Source organism: Bacillus sp. BPN334, assembly GCF_008368885.1.
Lineage (GTDB): Bacteria > Bacillota > Bacilli > Bacillales > Bacillaceae_G > Bacillus_A > Bacillus_A wiedmannii.
Genome location: NZ_QOZW01000022.1, coordinates 1 through 20,339 on the forward strand (window position 1 = coordinate 1; position 20,339 = coordinate 20,339).

General features: G+C 37.1%; 21 protein-coding genes and 2 tRNA genes. All 23 read right to left on the reverse strand.

Annotated elements, in window-relative coordinates; genetic code table 11:
- Window positions 1-319: 319 nt before the first annotated feature.
- The 23 genes from lysS to DN393_RS29090 all read right to left on the reverse strand — a co-directional run bounded on the left by lysS (window position 320) and on the right by DN393_RS29090 (window position 20,339).
- The gene (lysS, locus tag DN393_RS28980; RefSeq protein ID WP_000369672.1) at window positions 320-1,819 is read right to left on the reverse strand and encodes a lysine--tRNA ligase; all 1,500 of its coding nucleotides are present in this window, start codon (window positions 1,817-1,819) and stop codon (window positions 320-322) included.
- A 159-nt stretch (window positions 1,820-1,978) separates the two neighbouring features.
- Window positions 1,979-2,977, reverse strand: coding sequence for a tRNA dihydrouridine synthase DusB (dusB, locus tag DN393_RS28985; protein ID WP_064475169.1), 999 nt, complete (start codon window positions 2,975-2,977; stop codon window positions 1,979-1,981).
- Between the two features lie 23 nt (window positions 2,978-3,000).
- Complete coding sequence (locus DN393_RS28990) at window positions 3,001-3,204, reverse strand: helix-turn-helix domain-containing protein (protein WP_000387029.1); 204 nt, start codon at window positions 3,202-3,204, stop codon at window positions 3,001-3,003.
- Window positions 3,156-3,671, reverse strand: coding sequence for a 2-amino-4-hydroxy-6-hydroxymethyldihydropteridine diphosphokinase (gene folK, locus DN393_RS28995; RefSeq protein WP_064475167.1), 516 nt, complete (start codon window positions 3,669-3,671; stop codon window positions 3,156-3,158). The genes DN393_RS28990 and folK overlap by 49 nt, the downstream gene beginning before the upstream one ends.
- Window positions 3,668-4,030 carry a dihydroneopterin aldolase gene (gene folB, locus DN393_RS29000; protein ID WP_064475166.1) on the reverse strand — a complete coding sequence of 121 codons (363 nt, stop codon included), beginning with the start codon at window positions 4,028-4,030 and terminating at the stop codon, window positions 3,668-3,670. Before folB ends, folK begins: the two co-directional genes overlap by 4 nt.
- Window positions 4,031-4,891 (reverse strand): dihydropteroate synthase, encoded by an 861-nt coding sequence (gene folP / locus DN393_RS29005; RefSeq protein ID WP_142315072.1) that lies wholly within the window; start codon window positions 4,889-4,891, stop codon window positions 4,031-4,033.
- A complete protein-coding gene (gene pabC, locus DN393_RS29010) occupies window positions 4,881-5,738 on the reverse strand; it encodes an aminodeoxychorismate lyase (protein ID WP_088047082.1) in 858 nt (285 codons plus the stop codon). Before pabC ends, folP begins: the two co-directional genes overlap by 11 nt.
- Window positions 5,732-6,319 carry an aminodeoxychorismate/anthranilate synthase component II gene (gene pabA / locus DN393_RS29015; protein WP_149174189.1) on the reverse strand — a complete coding sequence of 196 codons (588 nt, stop codon included), beginning with the start codon at window positions 6,317-6,319 and terminating at the stop codon, window positions 5,732-5,734. Before pabA ends, pabC begins: the two co-directional genes overlap by 7 nt.
- Before the next feature lie 5 nt (window positions 6,320-6,324).
- A complete protein-coding gene (pabB, locus tag DN393_RS29020) occupies window positions 6,325-7,722 on the reverse strand; it encodes an aminodeoxychorismate synthase component I (protein ID WP_087979110.1) in 1,398 nt (465 codons plus the stop codon).
- 219 nt (window positions 7,723-7,941) lie between these two features.
- Window positions 7,942-8,865: a cysteine synthase A gene (cysK, locus tag DN393_RS29025; RefSeq protein ID WP_064475161.1), complete on the reverse strand. Its 924-nt coding sequence runs from the start codon at window positions 8,863-8,865 to the stop codon at window positions 7,942-7,944.
- Window positions 8,866-8,975: 110 nt separating this feature from the next.
- Window positions 8,976-9,854 carry a redox-regulated molecular chaperone HslO gene (hslO, locus tag DN393_RS29030; RefSeq protein ID WP_149174190.1) on the reverse strand — a complete coding sequence of 293 codons (879 nt, stop codon included), beginning with the start codon at window positions 9,852-9,854 and terminating at the stop codon, window positions 8,976-8,978.
- A 6-nt stretch (window positions 9,855-9,860) separates the two neighbouring features.
- Entirely contained in the window at window positions 9,861-10,649 is a 789-nt protein-coding gene (locus DN393_RS29035) for a type III pantothenate kinase (protein ID WP_000578367.1), read from the reverse strand.
- 225 nt (window positions 10,650-10,874) lie between these two features.
- The gene (gene ftsH / locus DN393_RS29040; RefSeq protein WP_016085296.1) at window positions 10,875-12,776 is read right to left on the reverse strand and encodes an ATP-dependent zinc metalloprotease FtsH; all 1,902 of its coding nucleotides are present in this window, start codon (window positions 12,774-12,776) and stop codon (window positions 10,875-10,877) included.
- An 85-nt stretch (window positions 12,777-12,861) separates the two neighbouring features.
- A complete protein-coding gene (gene hpt / locus DN393_RS29045) occupies window positions 12,862-13,404 on the reverse strand; it encodes a hypoxanthine phosphoribosyltransferase (protein ID WP_000981838.1) in 543 nt (180 codons plus the stop codon).
- Window positions 13,401-14,831, reverse strand: coding sequence for a tRNA lysidine(34) synthetase TilS (gene tilS / locus DN393_RS29050; protein ID WP_064475160.1), 1,431 nt, complete (start codon window positions 14,829-14,831; stop codon window positions 13,401-13,403). The genes hpt and tilS overlap by 4 nt, the downstream gene beginning before the upstream one ends.
- A 232-nt stretch (window positions 14,832-15,063) precedes the next feature.
- Complete coding sequence (gene spoIIE, locus DN393_RS29055) at window positions 15,064-17,535, reverse strand: stage II sporulation protein E (protein WP_064475159.1); 2,472 nt, start codon at window positions 17,533-17,535, stop codon at window positions 15,064-15,066.
- A 260-nt stretch (window positions 17,536-17,795) separates the two neighbouring features.
- Window positions 17,796-17,867, reverse strand: a tRNA-Glu gene (locus DN393_RS29060).
- A 13-nt stretch (window positions 17,868-17,880) separates the two neighbouring features.
- Window positions 17,881-17,954, reverse strand: a tRNA-Met gene (locus DN393_RS29065).
- 160 nt (window positions 17,955-18,114) lie between these two features.
- Window positions 18,115-18,603, reverse strand: a complete 489-nt coding sequence (locus DN393_RS29070; RefSeq protein ID WP_000021454.1) for a S1 domain-containing RNA-binding protein — start codon at window positions 18,601-18,603, stop codon at window positions 18,115-18,117.
- Window positions 18,604-18,690: 87 nt separating this feature from the next.
- Window positions 18,691-19,050 (reverse strand): cell division protein DivIC, encoded by a 360-nt coding sequence (gene divIC / locus DN393_RS29075; protein WP_001208737.1) that lies wholly within the window; start codon window positions 19,048-19,050, stop codon window positions 18,691-18,693.
- A complete protein-coding gene (gene yabQ / locus DN393_RS29080) occupies window positions 19,047-19,700 on the reverse strand; it encodes a spore cortex biosynthesis protein YabQ (protein ID WP_016085301.1) in 654 nt (217 codons plus the stop codon). The genes divIC and yabQ overlap by 4 nt, the downstream gene beginning before the upstream one ends.
- Window positions 19,697-20,005, reverse strand: a complete 309-nt coding sequence (gene yabP, locus DN393_RS29085) for a sporulation protein YabP (RefSeq protein ID WP_001059101.1) — start codon at window positions 20,003-20,005, stop codon at window positions 19,697-19,699. Before yabP ends, yabQ begins: the two co-directional genes overlap by 4 nt.
- Before the next feature lie 58 nt (window positions 20,006-20,063).
- Window positions 20,064-20,339: an RNA-binding S4 domain-containing protein gene (locus tag DN393_RS29090; protein ID WP_001234876.1), complete on the reverse strand. Its 276-nt coding sequence runs from the start codon at window positions 20,337-20,339 to the stop codon at window positions 20,064-20,066.

Sequence of the window (20,339 nt, forward strand, 5' to 3'; positions counted from 1 at the left end):
CGTTCAGTTTTCAAAGAACTCGTCTGCCGCTCAGAAGCGACTTTATTAATATAACATTTCGTTATATTTTCGTCAACAACTTTTTTCAATAAGTTGTTTTTCGTTTGTTTTGCTTGTTACCTTTCGTGGCAACGAATATAAATATACCAGTTTGATTATTAAAATGCAATAGTTTTTCTAATAAAATTTTCAACTTAGTAAAAAAGTATAAAAACAGCACATTTCTTCTATATAAATATAATTTCTCGCACCATCAAGAACTACTATCCCCACGTAGCTCATACTCAAATAAAAAAAGCTTTGGAGAAATCTCCAAAGCTTAGTCTTGTTTATGACGCATAGCAGGGAATAATAATACATCACGAATAGATGGTGCATTCGTTAACAACATAACAAGACGATCAATACCAATTCCTAGTCCACCTGTAGGAGGCATACCGTACTCAAGAGCTTCAATATAATCATCATCCATCATGTGAGCTTCATCATTACCTTGTTCGCGTTCTTTTAATTGCGCTTCAAAACGTTCTTTTTGATCAATCGGATCATTTAGCTCAGTAAATGCATTTGCATGTTCACGTGCAACGATAAATAATTCGAAACGATCTGTGAATCGTGGATCTTCGTCATTCTTTTTCGCAAGTGGCGAAATTTCTACCGGATGACCGTAAATAAATGTTGGTTGGATTAATTTATCTTCTACTTTTTGTTCGAAGAATTCGTTTATAATATGACCAACTTCCATCGTATCCTTAATACCTACATTATGTTCTTTTGCAAGTTCACGCGCTTCTTCTACACTCATTGGATTCCAGAAATCTGCGCCTGAATGTTCCTTGATTGCATCTACCATATGAAGACGTGTCCATTCTGGTTCTAGATTAATTTCATAATCACCATATTGGATTGTTGTTGTACCTAGTACTTGCTTCGCAATATGAGCAACCATATTTTCTGTTAGTTTCATAATATCTTTATAATCAGCATACGCTTCATATAATTCAATCATTGTAAACTCTGGATTATGACGAGTTGATACACCCTCATTACGGAATACACGACCGATTTCATAAACTTTTTCTAATCCACCCACAATAAGGCGTTTTAAATGAAGTTCAATTGCGATACGCATGTATAATTCCATATCTAACGCATTATGGTGCGTAATGAAAGGACGCGCAGAAGCTCCACCTGCAATTGCATGCATCATAGGTGTTTCCACTTCAAGATAACCATTGTCATCTAAGTATCTTCTCATTTCACGAATGATTTTACTGCGAGTAACGAATGTTTCACGGCTTTCCATACTTGTGATTAAGTCTAAGTAACGTTGACGGTAGCGTTGTTCAACATCTTTTAATCCATGATATTTATCCGGTAATGGACGAAGAGATTTCGTTAATAGTGTAAAGCCCGTTGCTTTCACCGAAAGTTCTCCAACGTTCGTTTTGAACACTTTACCTTCAATACCTACTAAATCACCTAAATCTGCTGTTTTAAATAATTCGTACTCTTCATCTCCAACAGCATCTTTACGAACATAAATTTGAACTTGTCCATGTAAATCTTGAATATGTGCAAATCCAGCTTTTCCTTTACCGCGTTTTGTCATAATACGACCAGCGATAGAAACAGAGATTTCTTTCTCTTCTAATTCTTCTTTAGAGAACTCTCCATATAAGCTTAATAAGTCATTTGTTGCATTTGTACGTTCAAATCGTTTACCGAACGGATCGATTCCTTGCTCACGTAAGTTATGTAACTTTTCACGACGAACAAGCAATTGGTCGTTTAATTCTTCGTGGTTCATGTTATCCATGGTATTGATATCACTCCAGCTCTATTAATTTTTACAATATATACAGTATAGCATTTTCTACTCAACTAGAAAAACTGCCAGCAACTAGCTGGCAGTTCTTCTTTCTTTCACGTAATTATAGGAAGTGTATAGAAGAATGTCAATCTTCCCTATCTATTATTAACCAACGTGAATTGTTTGTTGTTTCGCTTCTACTTCTTCTACAAATGCACCTAATACATTCGCAAGGTCCTCACGCGTATTACAAGCATTGATACCATTACGTACAGTTGCATTACCACGAACACCCTTTAAATACCAAGCTGCATGCTTTCTCATCTCTCTTACAGCGACAATTTCGTTCTTTAAATCGATAAGACGATCTAGATGCAACATACATACGTCAATTTTCTCACGCACTGTCGGTTCCGGCATTAATTCACCTGTTTCCAAATACTTTACCGTACGATAAATCATCCACGGGTCCCCAAGGGCAGCACGACCAATCATAACACCGTCTACACCAATTTCATCAAGCATACGCTTTGCATCTTGTGGCGTTTCGACATCACCATTTCCGATAACCGGGATATTTACAGCTTGCTTTACTTGTTTAATAATATCCCAATCCGCTTTCCCTTCATACATTTGTACTCGTGTACGTCCATGAACTGCTACTGCTTGTCCGCCAGCACGCTCAACAGCTTTTGCATTCTCAATTGCAAAAATATGATCTGCATCCCAACCAATACGCATCTTAACTGTAACCGGCTTTTCAACAGCATCTACAACTGCCGCTACCATTTCATATATTTTATTTGGGTCTAAAAGCCACTTTGCTCCCGCATCACACTTAATGATTTTTGGTACTGGGCAACCCATATTAATATCAATAATGTCTGCTGTCGTATATTTATCTACGTATTTCGCAGCATCTACAAGAGTTTCTTTCTCTCCACCAAAAATTTGTAAACTTAATGGCTTTTCTCTTTCATCAATATATAACATATCTAATGTTCTTTTGTTATTAAGTAATATCGCTTTATCACTTACCATTTCAGCACAAACTAAACCTGCACCAAATTCTTTTACTGTCAAACGGAATGCAGAGTTACACACTCCCGCCATCGGTGCTAATACAACCGGGTTTTTCATCTCAATGTTTGCAATCTTTAACACTCGACTTACTCCTTCCTTCATAGTCACTTCGGCATTAATTCCTCCACTGAAACCTTTAATGCCTTAGCAACTTCCACTACAAAATCTTGGGAAGGCGATCGATTCCCTCTCTCAACTTCACCTAAAACAGATACAGATACCCCTAACTCTTTCGCAAAACCTTCTTGTGTATAACCTTTCAGCTTTCGAAAAGCACGAATGCGTCTTCCCCATTTTTCTGCTTCCATACCGTTACTCCCTCTCGCCTTTTCATTTCTTCTACTTGTGAACGTGAAATGTTTTGTTTTATATCTTGATTAATCTCTAACAACGGAACGATAACAAAAGCTCTTTCGAACATCCGCGGATGCGGAACAATAAGATTCTCTGCTTCAATATTCTCTTGATTATATAGTAAAATGTCAAGGTCGATGGTCCTCGGACCCCATCTAATTTCCCTTTTTCTTCCTAAATCATTCTCTACTCTTTGTGTAATTTTCAATAATTCTTGCGGTGATAAATTGGTAGAAATTTTTATAACTAAATTTAAAAAGCAACTTTGGTCAGTATAGCCAACTGGCTCTGTTTCATATATAGATGAAATATCGTTAACTTGGATATACGGGTTTTTGTTTAAAAACTGAATCGCTTCAGTTAAATACGTATAACGTTCTCCGATATTTGAACCTAATGCAATGTAAGCTATATTATTCATGGACGTTCTCTCGTAATTTCCACTGCTACAGCACGATAATGTCCAGGTATCGGCGGATCTGGTTTAATTACTTTAATTGTACAACGGAAAATACTCTCATATCGTTTCAATATATCTGCAGCAATATTTTCAGCGATACTCTCTACAAGCTTATACGTTCTATCTTCAACAACTTTTCTACATAACTCGAAAAGCTCTCCATAATTGACAGAATGCTCTAAGTCATCACTTTCTCCTGCCTGTTTCAAATCCAACTCCACCGTTAAGTCCACTTTAAATCTCTGACCCAATTTATTTTCCTCTGGGAATACACCATGATAACCGTAAAACTCCATATCATGAACATAAATTTTATCCAATTACTTTACCCCCTTACCAATCATCGCGTCCATCATCTTAGCCATACGTGTCATTTCCTTCACATCATGAACACGAACAAACTCACAGCCCTTTTCAATGCCGAGACAAACGGTAGCTCCCGTTCCCTCAAGACGTTCCTCTACCGGTAAATCTAACACATGTCCAATAAAGGACTTTCTTGAAGTACCTAAGAGAACCGGATAACCCAGTACGTTTAACTGTTCTAAATTACGCATCGCTTCTAAATTTTGTTCAGGTGTTTTAGCAAAACCAATGCCTGGGTCTAAAATGATATTCTCATCTCGCACACCAGCACCTTTAGCAATTTTAATACTGTCATATAAATCAGCAATCATATCAGCCATTAAATTGCGGTAATTCATGTTATCGCGATTGTGCATCAAGATAATAGGTACATCGTAATGAGCTGCAACTTCAGCGATTTTTGGTTCCGCCTTCGCTCCCCAAACGTCATTAATAATATGAGCGCCAGCTTCGATTGCTTGTTTTGCAACTTCAGCTTTATACGTGTCGATAGAAATAGGCAATTTCACTTCTTTTGCAACCGCCTGAATCATCGGAACAACTCGCTTGATTTCTTCTTCCACTGATACTTTAGCAAAACCTGGGCGAGTAGATTCACCGCCGATATCAATAATATGAGCACCTTCATCTCGCATTTCTTTCGCATGGCGCACCGCAGCCTCTACCTCGTTGTAACTCCCACCATCGGAAAACGAATCTGGTGTTACATTTAAAATCCCCATAATTAAAGTTTTTTCATTTAAGTTCAATGTATATTCGCCGCAGCGCAAATCATAATCCCACTTCAAACTACACATCTCCTCTTCACAATTCATTTCTGCTCCACAATTTCTCTCTCTGCATTTCGTAAAGATTCATAAACCTTTTTGTAACCACACCTACTTTACCCGGGAAATCTCGCCCCTCTATATGATAAAGTGGAACAATTTCTTGAATCGAGTTTGTTACGAAAACTTCATCAGCGGAAAGTAATTCATCTTTTGTAAAGAAACCTTCCTTTACTTCGATGCCCAACCCTTCAGCAACCTTTATAATAAACGCACGAGTGATACCATTTAAAATCCCCGTTTTTAACGAAGGTGTATACAAAATATCACCTTTCACGAAAAAGAGATTCGAAACAATACCCTCTGCAACATAACCTGTTTCAGTAAGAAAAATACCTTCCTTATTCACAACATTTCCAATTTCACGTTTTCCTAAAATGTTATTTAAATAATGATGAGACTTTAAGCGAGACGCACCCTCTGGTGTATTTCGCACTTGCTTTAAAACAACCCCTTCTTTTTCTACTACATCTTCAGGGGCTGCTAAAGGTTTTATAAAAACAATAACAGACGGCTCTTCATACATTTTCGTTTGCAATCCAATTTCATCTATACCCGCTGATACATTAAAACGTACATATGCATGCTCTAATTCATTCTTAACGAGTAAATTCTTCAAAATAAGCAGTACTTCATCTTTCGTCATTGTCCATTTAATTTGCAATGTATCCAGCGCATCTATTAAACGGTCATAATGATCATCCAATAAGAAAGGATGACCATTATAAATACGAAACGTCTCAAAAACTCCAAGACCATATAAATAACCATGATCATAAGGAGAAATTCTCGCTTCACTTGCTTCTACATACTCACCATTTAAGTAAATTAACATGATGTCACACTTGGACTGTATTTACGAATGAAATTCTGCAACAACTCTTTTCCGTGGGAAGTCATAATTGATTCCGGATGGAACTGTACACCTTCAATCGGTAATGTTGTATGACGGAGCGCCATAATTTCCCCTTCTTCTGTCCAAGATGTTACCTCTAAGCAATCAGGTAACGTCTCTTTCTTAACGATAAGGGAATGATAACGTGTCGCAGTAAACGGATTAGGGATATCCGAAAAAATCGTCTTTCCGTCATGATGCATAAGCGACGTTTTCCCATGCATTAAGCGCTCCGCACGTATAACCTCTCCACCAAACACTTGTGCAATGGATTGATGTCCAAGACAAACCCCAAAAATCGGAATCTTTCCAGCAAAGTATTGAATAACCTCAATACTAATACCCGCTTCATTAGGACTACACGGACCTGGCGAAATCATTAAAAAGTCTGGTTTCATATTCTCAACATCTGAAATAGTCACTTCATCGTTACGTTTAACAACAAGCTCTTGTCCAAGTTCTCCAAGAAACTGCACTAAATTAAATGTAAAAGAATCATAATTATCAATCATTAATATCATTTCTCTCACCTAACCGTTTCTTCGCTACGTTCTTTTGCACGCCATAAAGCAATCGCCTTTTTTAACGACTCTTTATATTCATTTTCCGGATTCGAATCAATTACAATTCCTGCTCCTGCTTGTACATGTGCTTTTCCATCTTTAGCAAGCAGTGTTCTAATTACAATATTCAATTCTGTATCTCCAGAATAACCGATCCACCCGATTGAACCTGTATAAATCCCTCGGCGAACAGGTTCTAATTCTTCAATAATTTCCATCGTACGTATTTTCGGGGCACCAGTAATTGTTCCCCCAGGGAATACAGCCTTCACTAAATCAAAAGCATCTTTATCTTCTTCCACCTCACCACGCACATTAGAAACAATATGCATAACATGTGAGTATTTCTCAATTACCATAAATTCATCTACTTCTACAGTGCCATATTTACAAACACGCCCTAAATCATTTCGTTCTAAATCCACAAGCATGACGTGCTCTGCTCTTTCTTTTTCGTTCTCAATTAATTCTTTTGCTAATTCTTCATCCTCTTGCTCATTCGCCCCTCTAGATCTCGTTCCAGCAATCGGTCTTGTACTTACTTCGGTTCCCTCTTTCTTAATTAGCAACTCTGGCGATCCACTAACAATTTGAAAATCCCCGAGCTCCAAGTAACCCATATATGGAGATGGATTAATTTCACGAAGACTTGTATAAATTTCGAGTGGGTGTGTTTGTAACGTTCTTTCTTGCCTTGTCGACAAGTTTACTTGGAACACATCACCAGCTCCAATATATTCTTGAATACATTCAACCGCCTTCATAAAGCTTTCTTCTGTAAAAGCAACTGTTTCACTTTTCTCTTCAGGGCACGCAAAAGGTATATTCACTTCTGGCGCTTCTGTCGCCCAAAGAATCTTCCATTCATTTAATCGCTCTTTTGCCTCTTCATGCTTATCTACATAATGTGTAATAATCCATAATACTTTTTCTTTTTGATCATAAACAAACACATCATCAAATAATAAAAAGAATATATCAGGTATATTAATGTCATCTTCCGCAAGGGAAGGGAGTTTTTCAATATAACGGATGCAATCATAACTAAAGTAACCAATTGCACCACCTTGAAATGGAGGGTATTCCGGATTATAGTCCGTTTTCCATCGCTCCATATATTCCTGCATTAAATCTAATGGGTTTCCTTGTTTTATTGTTTCCTTACCACTTTCGCTTATATGTAACGTTTCACCCTTCCCTCGGATTACCGCTACTGGGTTCAACCCCACAATGTTATAACGACCGCCACGTCCACTCTCTAACAAAATATGTTGCGGTTTATCCTTAGAAAGAAATTTATACTGCTTAAAGAAATCTAACTGATATGGAATAGAAAGCGCTAAAGATTTTCTTCGTTGCATATCAACACCCCGTCTTCTTTTATCCCACCCTCTTAGATTAACCACTTCAAACTACATTCGTTATGTATATAAAGTGGTTATACTCGAAGGCTAGTGAAAATAAATTAATTATACTACCTCTTATTTTACATGAAGTTTTCTAGTCATTCACTCTTTTCCTATTTCCAATCCAAAAAGAAAAAGCATCCTTTTCAAGGATGCTTTTTCAATCACATATAATTAAGACTCAAATTGATAAAGCGGTGTACTTAAATAACGTTCACCGTTACTTGGGATAATAACAAGTACCTTTTTCCCTTTACCTAACTTTTTCGCAATTTCTGTTGCTGCATAAATAACTGCTCCAGAAGAGATACCCACTAAAATACCTTCCTCTTTAGCCACTCTTCTTGCATATTCAAATGCTTGCTCTGCTTTTACTTGAACAATTTCATCATATACCTCTACATCCAATGTCTCTGGGATGAATCCCGCCCCAATTCCTTGGATTTTATGTGGACCCGGTTTCCCACCAGATAGTACTGGTGAATCCGCAGGTTCTACTGCATAAATTTTAATATCTTTATACGCTTCCTTCAGTACTTCACCAGCACCAGTAATCGTTCCACCTGTACCAATACCTGCAATAAACGCATCTAATTGTTCACCCATTTGTTCAACAATTTCTGGCCCTGTTGTTAAACGATGAATTTCTGGATTTGATTGATTTTTGAACTGTTGTGGTATAAAGTAGCCATGCTCTTTTGCTAATTCAGTCGCTTGACGAATCGCTCCACCCATTCCTTCAGGTCCTGGAGTCAATACTAATTCTGCACCGTAAGCACGTAATAAATTACGACGCTCAATACTCATTGTTTCTGGCATTACTAAAATTGCCTTATATCCTTTAGCGGCCGCTACCATCGCTAAACCAATTCCTGTGTTACCACTTGTTGGCTCAATGATTGTATCGCCTTCTTTTAATAATCCTTTTTTTTCAGCATCTTCAATCATAGCTAATGCAATACGATCTTTAACACTGCTCCCTGGATTCATAAATTCTAATTTTAAGTATATATCTGCGCTGTTTGATTCTACGATGCGGTTCAACTTAACGATCGGCGTTTTCCCGATTAATTCTGAAACTGATTGTGCCACTCGCATTCCTGTCACTCCTAACACCGAGTATTTTTATTGGTTTTATCTATATTTCGATTTTGTCAGAAAATTCCCTGTTTGTCAATCTATTTAGAGGATGGATTCCCTCACTTCCCTTATGACAAACTCTCAATTAAATTTGTAATATCTTCTTTAGAAAACTTGTATCGCTCATTACAGAAATGACAATGAACTTCTGTCTCTTCTTCTTCTTCGCGAATTTGCTCTAACTCTGTTTTACCCAAACTAATTAACACACTCTCAATACGTTCGCGTGAGCATGTGCAATTAAATTGAACATCCATCACTTCTAATACTTTTACTTTATCTTCTCCAAGAACTGCATACAGTAACTCTTCTGGAGAAAGCCCTTGTTCGATTAACGTTGATACAGGAGGAATTTTTTGCAAACGATCTTCGATGAATGAAATTGTTTCTTCCTGTGCACCTGGCATAATTTGAAGGATAAATCCACCTGCCGCTAATATGCTGTCATCTCCATTTACAAGAACGCCAACTCCTACAGAAGAAGGTGTTTGCTCAGAAACTGCAAAATAATACGTGAAGTCTTCCCCTAATTCTCCTGAAACAATTGGAGATTGACCAATAAACGGCTCACGCATACCAATATCTTTAATTACTGTTACAAATCCCTCAGTACCTACCGCTTGATATACACGTAATTTTCCTTGTTCCGTTCCTTCAAAATCAACATGTGGATTCGTTACATAACCACGTACATCCCCATTTGCATGAGCATCTACTAAGATGGGACCAATCGGACCATTACCTTCTACCTTAATCGTTAACTTTTGGTCACCTTTTAACATCGCGCCCATCATTGTACCTGCAGTTAAAGAACGACCAAGTGCCGCTGAAGCTGTTCTCCATGTATCATGACGTCTTTGCGCCTCACTTACTGTGTTTGTAGTACGTACACTATATGCACGCACTTCCCCATCAAACGCTAACGCTTTTACTAAATAATCTTTCATACTCATTTATTCACCTTTCTCATGCTGTAAATTTGCATTACGCTCGTATAACATATACAAACCCTTTAATGTTAAAAATGGATCTACAACGTCAATTACATTCGATTCTTCTGAAATTAATTTCGCTAATCCACCTGTTGCAATAACTTTCGGTTCTTGTTTAGCTTCCTCTTTCATACGCTTAACAATACCTTCCACTTGTCCAACATAACCATAAAGAATACCAGATTGCATTGCACTTACCGTATTCTTTCCAACAACACTGCTTGGTTTTGTAATTTCAATACGAGGAAGTTTTGCCGCTCTACTATATAAAGCCTCTGCTGAAATCATAATTCCCGGCGTAATAACTCCACCCATATAATGCTTTTCTTCGTTAATATAACAATATGTAGTAGCCGTACCGAAATCGACAATAATAAGCGGACTTCCATACAAGTGGATTCCTGCTACCGCATTTACAATTCGGTCCGCGCCTACTTCACGTGGATTTTCATATTTAATATTTAGCCCTGTTTTTATTCCAGGACCTACTACAAGCGGTTTAATTTTAAAATACTTTTCACACATGCGCTCTAAAGCAAACATAATTGGTGGTACGACTGAAGACACGATAATACCTTTCACATCTTCAAACGAAAGACCTTCATGCTCAAGCAACTGCTTGACAAGCATTCCATATTCATCTTCTGTCTTATGACGATCTGTTTCCATGCGCCAGTGTTGACGAAGTTCCCCCTCTTCAAACACGCCTAGTACAGCATTTGTGTTCCCTACATCCAATACAAAAATCATATTCTCACCACTTATCTTATTTAATCTATATTTGTGCAGTATGTATAAAACTTATAAAAACATCATATCACACATACTTATATAATCAGCTTTTCTATCCTCATCATTTTACAAAAAGATTACGCTCTATTTCAATTTTTAATACCCAATTTATTTAAATTCTTTTTCTACTTCATTTCGTTCCACAAATAAAAAAAGGAGTGACCATCGTCACTCCTTCATCTCTTACTTATCTTCTGATTCTTCATCGTCCTTCTTCATATTGATGTTTACTTTCACATCATCTGAAGATGTTGGACGCTCTGGCAATCTGCCGTAATCATATAAATGATTGATTTGCTCTGCATCTAACGTTTCTACTTCAAGTAACGTTTTCGCAATAATATCTAGCTTATCACGTTTTTCAGTAAGAATTTGGTGCGCGCGAGCATAACATTCTTTTATAATAGTTTGCATTTCCACATCGATTTCATGTGCAATTGCATCACTGTAGTTTTGTTCTGAATGGAAGTCTCTTCCTAAGAACACTTGACCACCTTGTGAGCTACCGAATTGCATTGGTCCAAGCTTATCACTCATACCGAATTCCGTAACCATACGTCTTGCAATACCAGTCGCACGTTGGAAGTCGTTGTGAGCACCTGTGCTTGCTTCACCAAACACAATCTCTTCAGCTACTCGACCACCAAGTAAACCAGTGATTTTATCAAGTAACTCTGGTTTTGTCATGAAGTAACGATCTTCTTTCGGAAGCATCACTGCATATCCACCAGCTTGACCACGAGGGACAATTGTTACTTTATGAACGATATCTGCTTCATCAAGGACAACACCAATTACAGTATGGCCAGCTTCATGGAATGCAACGATATTACGTTCTTTTTCAGAGATAACACGACTTTTCTTAGCAGGACCTGCAATAACACGATCCGTTGCTTCATCAATGTCACTCATATCAATTTTCTTCTTATCTTGACGCGCAGCTACTAAAGCAGCTTCGTTTAATAAGTTTTCAAGATCAGCACCAGAGAACCCTGGTGTACGAGTTGCAATTGCTCTTAAGTTGATATGATCATCAAGCGGTTTATTACGAGCATGTACTTTCAGTACAGCTTCACGGCCATTTACATCTGGACGATCTACTGTAATTTGACGGTCAAAACGACCTGGACGTAATAACGCTGGATCAAGAATATCGGGACGGTTTGTTGCAGCAATGATAATAATACCTTCGTTTGCACCGAATCCATCCATTTCAACAAGTAATTGGTTCAACGTTTGCTCACGCTCATCATGGCCACCACCAAGACCTGCGCCACGTTGACGTCCTACTGCATCAATTTCATCAATGAAAATGATACAAGGAGCATTTTTCTTTGCATTTTCGAATAAATCACGTACACGTGATGCACCGACACCAACGAACATCTCTACGAAATCAGAACCACTGATAGAGAAGAATGGAACGCCAGCCTCACCTGCAACGGCACGTGCTAGTAAAGTTTTACCTGTACCTGGAGGTCCTACTAATAGAACACCCTTCGGAATACGAGCACCAACTTCAGCGAACTTACGAGGATCTTTCAAGAATTCAACTACCTCAACAAGCTCTTGTTTCTCTTCATCCGCTCCAGCAACATCTCTGAAACGAACTTTTTTCTTTTCGTCATTATATAACTTCGCCTTACTTTTCCCGAAGTTCATAACACGGCTACCGCCGCCCTGAGCCTGGTTTAATAAGAAGAAGAATAAAATGAAGATAATGACAAACGGAATGATAGAAGTAAAGAACGTTACCCAAGCACTTGTTTCTTCTGCTGGTTGATACTTAACTTCAGCACCTTGCGCTTTGTCATTAATTTTCTTTTGTAATTCCTCAGTATTTGGTGCATAAGTAACAAATTGTTCTCCTTGGCTAGAGTTGTTAAATTGTCCTTTTACCTCAAATACACCATTTTTCGGTTGAAGTTGCACATTACGCACTTCACCTTTTTCTAGTTTAGTAATGAATTTATCGTAGCTAACTGATGTCGTTTTTTGCGTCGAACCATTAAAATAGCTCACGATTCCAATTACTACTAGGAATATCAGTAAATAAAAGATGGTATTACGGAAGATACGATTCATTCCTAACCTCCTCTCACGGCATAAACACTATTGTAAATCGTAACATAGAAAAACTTTCCTATACAATTGTAACGCCTGTATTTAATTAATTTGAGTAAACGCTTGGTTTTAATACTCCTACATAAGGAAGATTACGGTACTGCTCTTTATAATCTAATCCATATCCTACAACAAATTCATGCGGAACAGTAAATCCAACATAATCCGCTTTCAAATCTACCTTGCGGCCTGTCGGCTTATCTAATAACGTAACAATTTTTACAGACTTCGCTTTACGATATTTAAATAGGTCTACTAAGTAACTTAGCGTAAGACCGCTATCAATAATATCTTCAACGATTAAAATATCGCGACCTTCTACAGAAGTATCAAGGTCTTTTAAAATTTTCACTTCGCCTGTTGAAACGGTAGAGTGACCATAACTAGATACAGCCATAAAGTCCATTTCAAGATATGTATCTGTTCTCTTTAATAAATCTGCCATGAATGGCATCGCGCCCTTTAATACGCCAATCGCAAGAGGTACTGTGTTTTTATAATCCTCTGCAATAATTGCGCCTAATTCGAGCACCTTTTCTTGTATTTGTTCTTCAGAAATTAATACTTTTTCGATATCTTGATTCATCATTTCATTATCCTCCCGGAAGACTCCTTGCTTTTGTAGTGAATAATCATATATTTATCCTTCTTTGCCGTCTCTTTCGAGATAGCAAATGCAGATCGCTTCAACAAGGGTACCCAAATAATATTCCCACTTGCATCACAAACGACCGGCCATTCTTCTCTTTTTTCTCTTGGTACTTTCGCTTCGATAAAGATAGCTTTTATCTTTTTTGTGCCATTCATACCTTGTATTGACATGCGATCTCCATTTTCTCTAGAACGAATACGAAGTGGATATGATATATCATTATACTTAGCAACAAATACTGTTTCATTCATGTTACTTGGTATGTCTTCGCTCACCTCTGTTACAAGCTTATCCCCGTTCGATAGCGTAATTGTCCCGGGCACTGATAAATCTTGTAAAAAAGGAGAAACAATTCCTTGTTTAAATCCAAAGCTGCACTCTTCGTATGCGCGAACAATTTTTAAATCACCTGGAAAATCAAGTGAACCCGAAGGTTGTGTCCGCTTAAAAAACTCAATCACTTTGTCAATATGTATAGAGGAAAGAGAAGATGGAATCTTATATTCATAAAGATAGTTTAATATTAGTTGAATCCCTCTTCTTTGTAAAGACATAGACATGGATTCAAAGGCAGGAATTGATAAGCTAATTTGTTTATCACTTTTTTTTGTAATTACTTTATTCATTTTCTCAAAAGCTAATTCCTGCAAATACGCCTCATCCTCTTGCATTTGCATGCTAAATTTTTGGAATTTCTCATGCACTTGTGAATTTTCTTCTTTCAAATGAGGAAGAACATATTTACGTAATCGATTCCTTGTATATACTTCCTTTTTATTACTTGGATCTATACGGGGAATTATTTTTAGCTTATTACAGTAATCAACAATCTCTTCCTTCGTTACTCCAAGTAACGGCCTAATTAAATATCCATTATGAAAAGGACGCTTCACTGCAATTCCTGCATATCCTTTCGGAGTACTCCCTCGTACAAGGCGCATTAAAATCGTCTCTACTTGATCATCACCATGATGTCCAAGAGCTACATATCTCGCATCATATTTCTTCATTATTCTTTCCAAAAATGCATATCTGCATTCTCTAGCAGCAACCTGTGCATTCATTCCGTGTTGCTGTTGATATTGCGACACATTAATCCTTATCGTTTCGCAAATAACTCCCAGCCCTTTACAAAGGTCCTGCACAAACTGTAGGTCCTCATGAGATTCATCACCTCTAAACATATGATCCACATGTGCCACTACAATTTCAAACTGTTTTGCTGCTCTTTTTTCTAACAAATAATATAAAAGAGCCAAAGAGTCAGGACCACCAGAAACCCCTACAACAATTGTTGAACGTTCCTTTAATACATCATGCTGCTTTACAAAGTCATCTACCTTTTCAACAAATGTATCTTTCAACTTCGTAATCACCTTTCATTAAACAAGAACAGCAACGTTAGTTACCTTGTTTATAATGGTACAACTTTTACAAACATTGTGCAAAAAAAAGATATACAAAAATTACATTTTTATCTTACATCATCCGTACATATTCACAAAAATAATAACATTATCTTTTAAAGTAAAAAACCTAGGCATCCACCTAGGTTTTTAGAAAGAAACAGTGATAAAGAAACATCACACTTAAAATTTATTGTGCCTGCATTCCTACAATTGGAATCGTAGCCCACTTCGGCATATTTTTCTTCACTTTCGCCACAACGATAGTCATATCGTCATTTATATAACCATCACAAGAGCGAATCACCTCTTCCATAATGATATCAGCAATTTCTTGCGGATCTTCGGTTTGTAATTCTTTAATTTTTCGTTTCATCCATAGCTCGTGATTCTCTACATGTTGCGCTCCTTCGAAAATCCCATCGCTCATCATAATAAGGATATCGCCCGTTTTTAATTGTTCACCTACTACATCAACTTCAACATCCTCAATAATCCCCATCGGTAAATTACTTGCCTCAATTTTCAAAATATTATTCGCGCGTTTAACAAAACTCGGCGTCGATCCAATCTTTAAAAATTTCGCACTCGCATCCCGTAAATCCACCATAGCTAAATCTAACGTCGTAAACATCTCTTCTGTTGTTCTTAAAGAAAGAATAGAATTGATAGATTTAATCGCTATTTCCTCATCAATGCCTGATTGAAGTATTTTTTGTAATAATTTCACCGTTTCTTTACTCTCCATATGAGCTCTTTGCCCATTTCCCATACCATCACTAATTGCAAGTGCATATTTACCAACACTCAAATCCATCATCGCATAAGAGTCACCAGAAACAAACCCACCGCCTTTTGCAGCTGTGGCCAACCCAGTATCAAGAGAATACGTTTTTGCTGAACCAAATGATATTAAGCTGTGGCCGTTCGGATAAGAAGATTTTTCTTCATGTTTAACAACAATATTTTCCTTTAGAATATCAGAAAGCATCGGCGCAACTAACTTTTCACATTCTCCATGTTCATTAGATGCAACCGGAATCAACATTTCAATATCAATACTTCCTCTATCTAAACAATATATATCAACATGCTCTACTTCTACGCCAAAATCACGAAACGCTTGCATAATCTGTTCTTCCTGCACTTGATGATTTTCTCGTTCTCTTTGGATCTCCTTAGCAAAATCCTCCATAACTTTTGATACACCTAATAGTTGCTCCGCTACTATTCTACGGTTTTCTTTCATTTGTTTTCGTAATTTTTGTCCTTCATAGAAGTGATCTAATTCACCCGCTACTAAATCCGTCACTTTCTTCCCTCTCACACAATGCTTGTCCCATTCACGAACTAACTTCCGATTATGCTGCAACGTCCCCTCTTCCGTTTCACTCATTATTTGTTTCATATAATCGTACGTTTTGTCGAAATTAACTACCCAGCATTGGTCCTTTTTAAAGCATGTTTGACATGTTTTTGCAGTAATTGTACTTAAGAACAAATCCGCTTCTGTCTCTTTATCTTCCTCCTCCACATATCCATATACAGAAAAGCTATTAGATAAAGCAGCAAATACATTGGCAAATTGATTAATTTTATTCGCTGTAACATCACGCATCCTTCTTAAATACTGTTGTTGATCTTGTGAATGTTCCTGTGTGCCTGGCATGAATTTAGCAATACGATCCATAACAAGTTTCGGTGTTAATAAGAAGAACACAATCGCCACACCAGATTCAATTAAAGTTGTCACAATGTTTGTTTGCTTGTCTACATATAGCGTAATCAAGCTCGTCCCAATTAATAAACCTAAACTAACACCTAAACGCTTCCCTTCTTTTAACAAACCACCAAGCAACCCAGAAAAAGCAAGTAGACTAAGTTGAGACAAACTGGAGACATTGGCTAAACTTAATATTAATCCAGTGACCACCCCCACTGTAGATCCTGTAGCAGCCCCCGCGATAAATGCAAACACGAGCACTAAATACCTAGTAAAAATATGTTGAATAGAAGCGTCATATACAAACCAATCTGTTGTACCTGTTAAAACAGATGCTAGTAATATAATTAAACAAACAATTTCTTCTGTCTCTAGCGCTTGTTGTTTACCTTTTCGTTCTACTAAAAGCGGAACACTTTGTAAAAATATCATAGTTAATACGAAGCTAAGCCCTGCCTCAATCGTACTAACGAGTAAATCGTACATGGTGACAGTTTGTTGCGCGAAATATACGACAACTAAATGTGCGGTTAATGCGGAGATAAATACTTGGAATGGAACAAGTCCAACAGTTTTACGTGTAAACCGACTAAAGAAGATATTATAAATGAAGAAAGTAAAAATAGATGCAAAGGTAAAGAATAAATTATCTATCGAAACTGAAAGTGCGCCCCCCATAAGAGCCAAGAACGCGAGCGGCATTTTATCCCGCTTCATAACATAAACAGCAGCAAAAAACGGCAGTGCAAACGGTAAAATGTTTGTTAATATATACGCTCGTCCCAAAAGAAAACCAATAACAACAATAATAAATCCCCATCTAAAGAAAACCTGCTCAAACTTCATTCGCAACTTACTCGTCCACTTTACTGCTCCAAGCTGACTCTCATTCATTGCCAATGCACTTGTATTCATAGTATTCCTTCCTGCTTTAGGCATATTTTTAACACCACCTGCATAGTTTAATTACTGTCATTATAAAAGATGATTATTGGGATTTTTGTCAAAACAACAGTTTTCACTTTTATAATCGTTCGACTTTTTATTCGAAATAACTCTACATATATACACGGTATGTAATTTATTCTCACTATTTTAATTGAACATTCAGAAAATATAGGGTGATTTTGTAGAAGTGTTGTATGTCTTAATTTATTTAACAAAAAAAGATCATGCAAATTTGCATGATCTTTTTAGGATGACCCGTACGGGATTCGAACCCGTGTTACCGCCGTGAAAGGGCGGTGTCTTAACCACTTGACCAACGGGCCGTTAAATTAAATATAGCGGCGGAGGGGATCGAACCCCCGACCTCACGGGTATGAACCGTACGCTCTAGCCAGCTGAGCTACACCGCCATGTCGTCTTATTTAACGGACAATTAGTATCTTACCTCAGATATATTTTAAAGTCAACACATCTTGAAAACTTTTTTAAAAATATATTTTCACATATAAAAAAGCACCCCGAGCAATCGCCCTGGGTACTTCTCTATATGCTAAGAATTAAACGTTCTTATTATCCGCGACGTGCGCCACGGCCACCACGTTTAGATTCTGTGTTACGCTTTAAAGAAGTTAAACGATCTTCACTGTCCTTTAAGAAACGTGCCATCTTTTGCTCGAATGTTTCTTTTGGAGCTCGTTCGTTACCGCCACCACGGTTATCTCTGTTGAAAGAACGATTACGTTGTGGACGTCCAGAACGTTGTTGATCGCCACCGCCACCGCGTTGGTATTCACCACGTGGACGATCTCCTTCTGTTTTTTCACGCTCTTTCGCTTTTTTAATAGATAGACCGATCTTGCCATCTTTTTCAACGTTAATAACTTTTACTTCTACTTGGTCGCCCACTTTTAAGTGATCGTTAATATCTTTCACATAATTATCAGCAACTTCACTAATATGAACAAGACCCGTTAAGCCTTCTGGCAGCTCCACAAAAGCCCCAAAATTTGTAATACCTGTTACTTTACCCTGTAACTTGCTGCCTACCTCGATTGACATAAAAAAAATGCTCCTCCTTAGTGGTTAAAAAGTCAAATTTTACTTTATTATATATAATCCTAAAATATAGTGTCAATAAGACATACTCTACTTAGAAACAGGAAAAATTATCTCCCCTTTTCCAGAGAAGAAATAATCCCTTCTAGCAATCTTTAATACGTACTCTTCATCATTTAACTTTTGAACTTCGTCTTTTAGACTCTTTTCTTTATTCGTTAATGAATCCAGTTCTTTTTTCATGTCCTTAACTTTTGCTTCTTTTGCTCTAATGGAACTGTTTTGTTGATAAAACGTTACACTAATACTCGCAATAATTGTAAAAGCAAAGACAAGAAAAACCGCTAAACGGCGATAAAGTCGCTTCCTGTTCTCATCCGTTTGTATTATATGCTCTTTAACAGGATTTGGACTCTGTTTTTCGATTGTTCTTTGTCTCAGTTCCCTCATTTCCGAGGTCCCCCTAACTTCTTTTTTATACGCTCCCATAATTGGAAGATGTGTCCCTTCAATTTTGCTATATATTGCAGGAACCCTACATGTTTCATTATAAAAAGTTTAACACGATTAGGGAGAAGTTTCCATATGAGCGAAGCAATAAATCGAACAGGCCAGAAAAAAACTTTCCATATGAAAAGTAATATCCAAATCACCATTTTCCATAACACATGTCCAATTGAAAGCAGTATACGAAATAAGAATAATATAAATGCAATAAATAGCTGCGCTATAATAATAACAGGTTTTATCATGAGTAGCTTTATAATTTGAACAAAAAAATGTGTTGTTTGCATAAAAATATAGATGAGAAAATTTAACAGTTTCATGTATAGTGCTTTCAATAAGCTTTGATACGCCGCAAAACCACATAATAATGCCAAAAATACATATATACGTAGTTCAGCTTCATTTACAAGAAGCAATACATAAAAAACGAATAATGCTTGGACAATCCAAAATAGTATATCATGTATAAATACAAGCCAACGTTTACGTTCTTGCCGCTTTAAAAATCGTTGGTATGTATCTAAAGACGCTCCAATCCAAGCACCCATTCCGATCATTGAGAGCATCGTATACAACTGAATTGTTAGGCTCATTTAAACAACTTACTAAAGAATCCTTTAGTTTTCTCCCCTTGATTCTCATCAATATACAGCATCTCATGAACTTTCCCTTTAATCGATACAACACCTTTTTCTACATCTAAATTTTTCATTTGCAAATTTTGACCACGAATTGTTAAAAAACCCATTACGGTCTCAAGTAAAAACTCCTCGCTATCAAAACTCTCTACCTGCTTTACACCGGTAATATCAATTACACGCCTGCCACGCATAATAATATCATGCTCTACCGAAACATTTTGTTGATTAGAAGACATAGGTGAGTAACCATTATTCACGTAAATCCCCCCATAGATTTATACTAGCTATTAGTAATGTATGAAGGGATAATTGATTTTAGAACAAGCCTTCTTCAGCCTTTACTTTTTCTTCGCGAACTAAACTATACATATTTGCTGCATCTTCTTTTTTAGTCGTTTCTTTCAATTCGTTTATTTTTACAGTTACTATTTTTTGACCAAAACGAATTGTTAATTCATCAGCTACTTTCACATCTGAACTCGCTTTTGCCACTTGACCATTAATTGATATTCTTCCTTGATCAGCTACTTCTTTCGCTAATGTTCTTCTTTTAATTAAACGTGATACTTTTAAAAACTTATCTAGACGCAT

Excerpts from the sequence above, each read along its gene's own strand:
- lysS (WP_000369672.1), bottom strand. The coding sequence starts at position 1,819 with ATGGATAACATGAACCACGAAGAATTAAACGACCAATTGCTTGTTCGT.
- DN393_RS28990 (WP_000387029.1), bottom strand. The coding sequence starts at position 3,204 with ATGGAAGCAGAAAAATGGGGAAGACGCATTCGTGCTTTTCGAAAGCTG.
- folK (WP_064475167.1), bottom strand. The coding sequence starts at position 3,671 with ATGAATAATATAGCTTACATTGCATTAGGTTCAAATATCGGAGAACGT.
- folP (WP_142315072.1), bottom strand. The coding sequence starts at position 4,891 with ATGAATTGTGAAGAGGAGATGTGTAGTTTGAAGTGGGATTATGATTTG.
- pabC (WP_088047082.1), bottom strand. The coding sequence starts at position 5,738 with ATGTTAATTTACTTAAATGGTGAGTATGTAGAAGCAAGTGAAGCGAGA.
- pabA (WP_149174189.1), bottom strand. The coding sequence starts at position 6,319 with ATGATATTAATGATTGATAATTATGATTCTTTTACATTTAATTTAGTG.
- pabB (WP_087979110.1), bottom strand. The coding sequence starts at position 7,722 with ATGCAACGAAGAAAATCTTTAGCGCTTTCTATTCCATATCAGTTAGAT.
- cysK (WP_064475161.1), bottom strand. The coding sequence starts at position 8,865 with ATGCGAGTGGCACAATCAGTTTCAGAATTAATCGGGAAAACGCCGATC.
- hslO (WP_149174190.1), bottom strand. The coding sequence starts at position 9,854 with ATGAAAGATTATTTAGTAAAAGCGTTAGCGTTTGATGGGGAAGTGCGT.
- DN393_RS29035 (WP_000578367.1), bottom strand. The coding sequence starts at position 10,649 with ATGATTTTTGTATTGGATGTAGGGAACACAAATGCTGTACTAGGCGTG.
- ftsH (WP_016085296.1), bottom strand. The coding sequence starts at position 12,776 with ATGAATCGTATCTTCCGTAATACCATCTTTTATTTACTGATATTCCTA.
- hpt (WP_000981838.1), bottom strand. The coding sequence starts at position 13,404 with ATGATGAATCAAGATATCGAAAAAGTATTAATTTCTGAAGAACAAATA.
- spoIIE (WP_064475159.1), bottom strand. The coding sequence starts at position 17,535 with ATGCCTAAAGCAGGAAGGAATACTATGAATACAAGTGCATTGGCAATG.
- DN393_RS29070 (WP_000021454.1), bottom strand. The coding sequence starts at position 18,603 with ATGTCAATCGAGGTAGGCAGCAAGTTACAGGGTAAAGTAACAGGTATT.
- divIC (WP_001208737.1), bottom strand. The coding sequence starts at position 19,050 with ATGAGGGAACTGAGACAAAGAACAATCGAAAAACAGAGTCCAAATCCT.
- yabQ (WP_016085301.1), bottom strand. The coding sequence starts at position 19,700 with ATGAGCCTAACAATTCAGTTGTATACGATGCTCTCAATGATCGGAATG.
- DN393_RS29090 (WP_001234876.1), bottom strand. The coding sequence starts at position 20,339 with ATGCGTCTAGATAAGTTTTTAAAAGTATCACGTTTAATTAAAAGAAGA.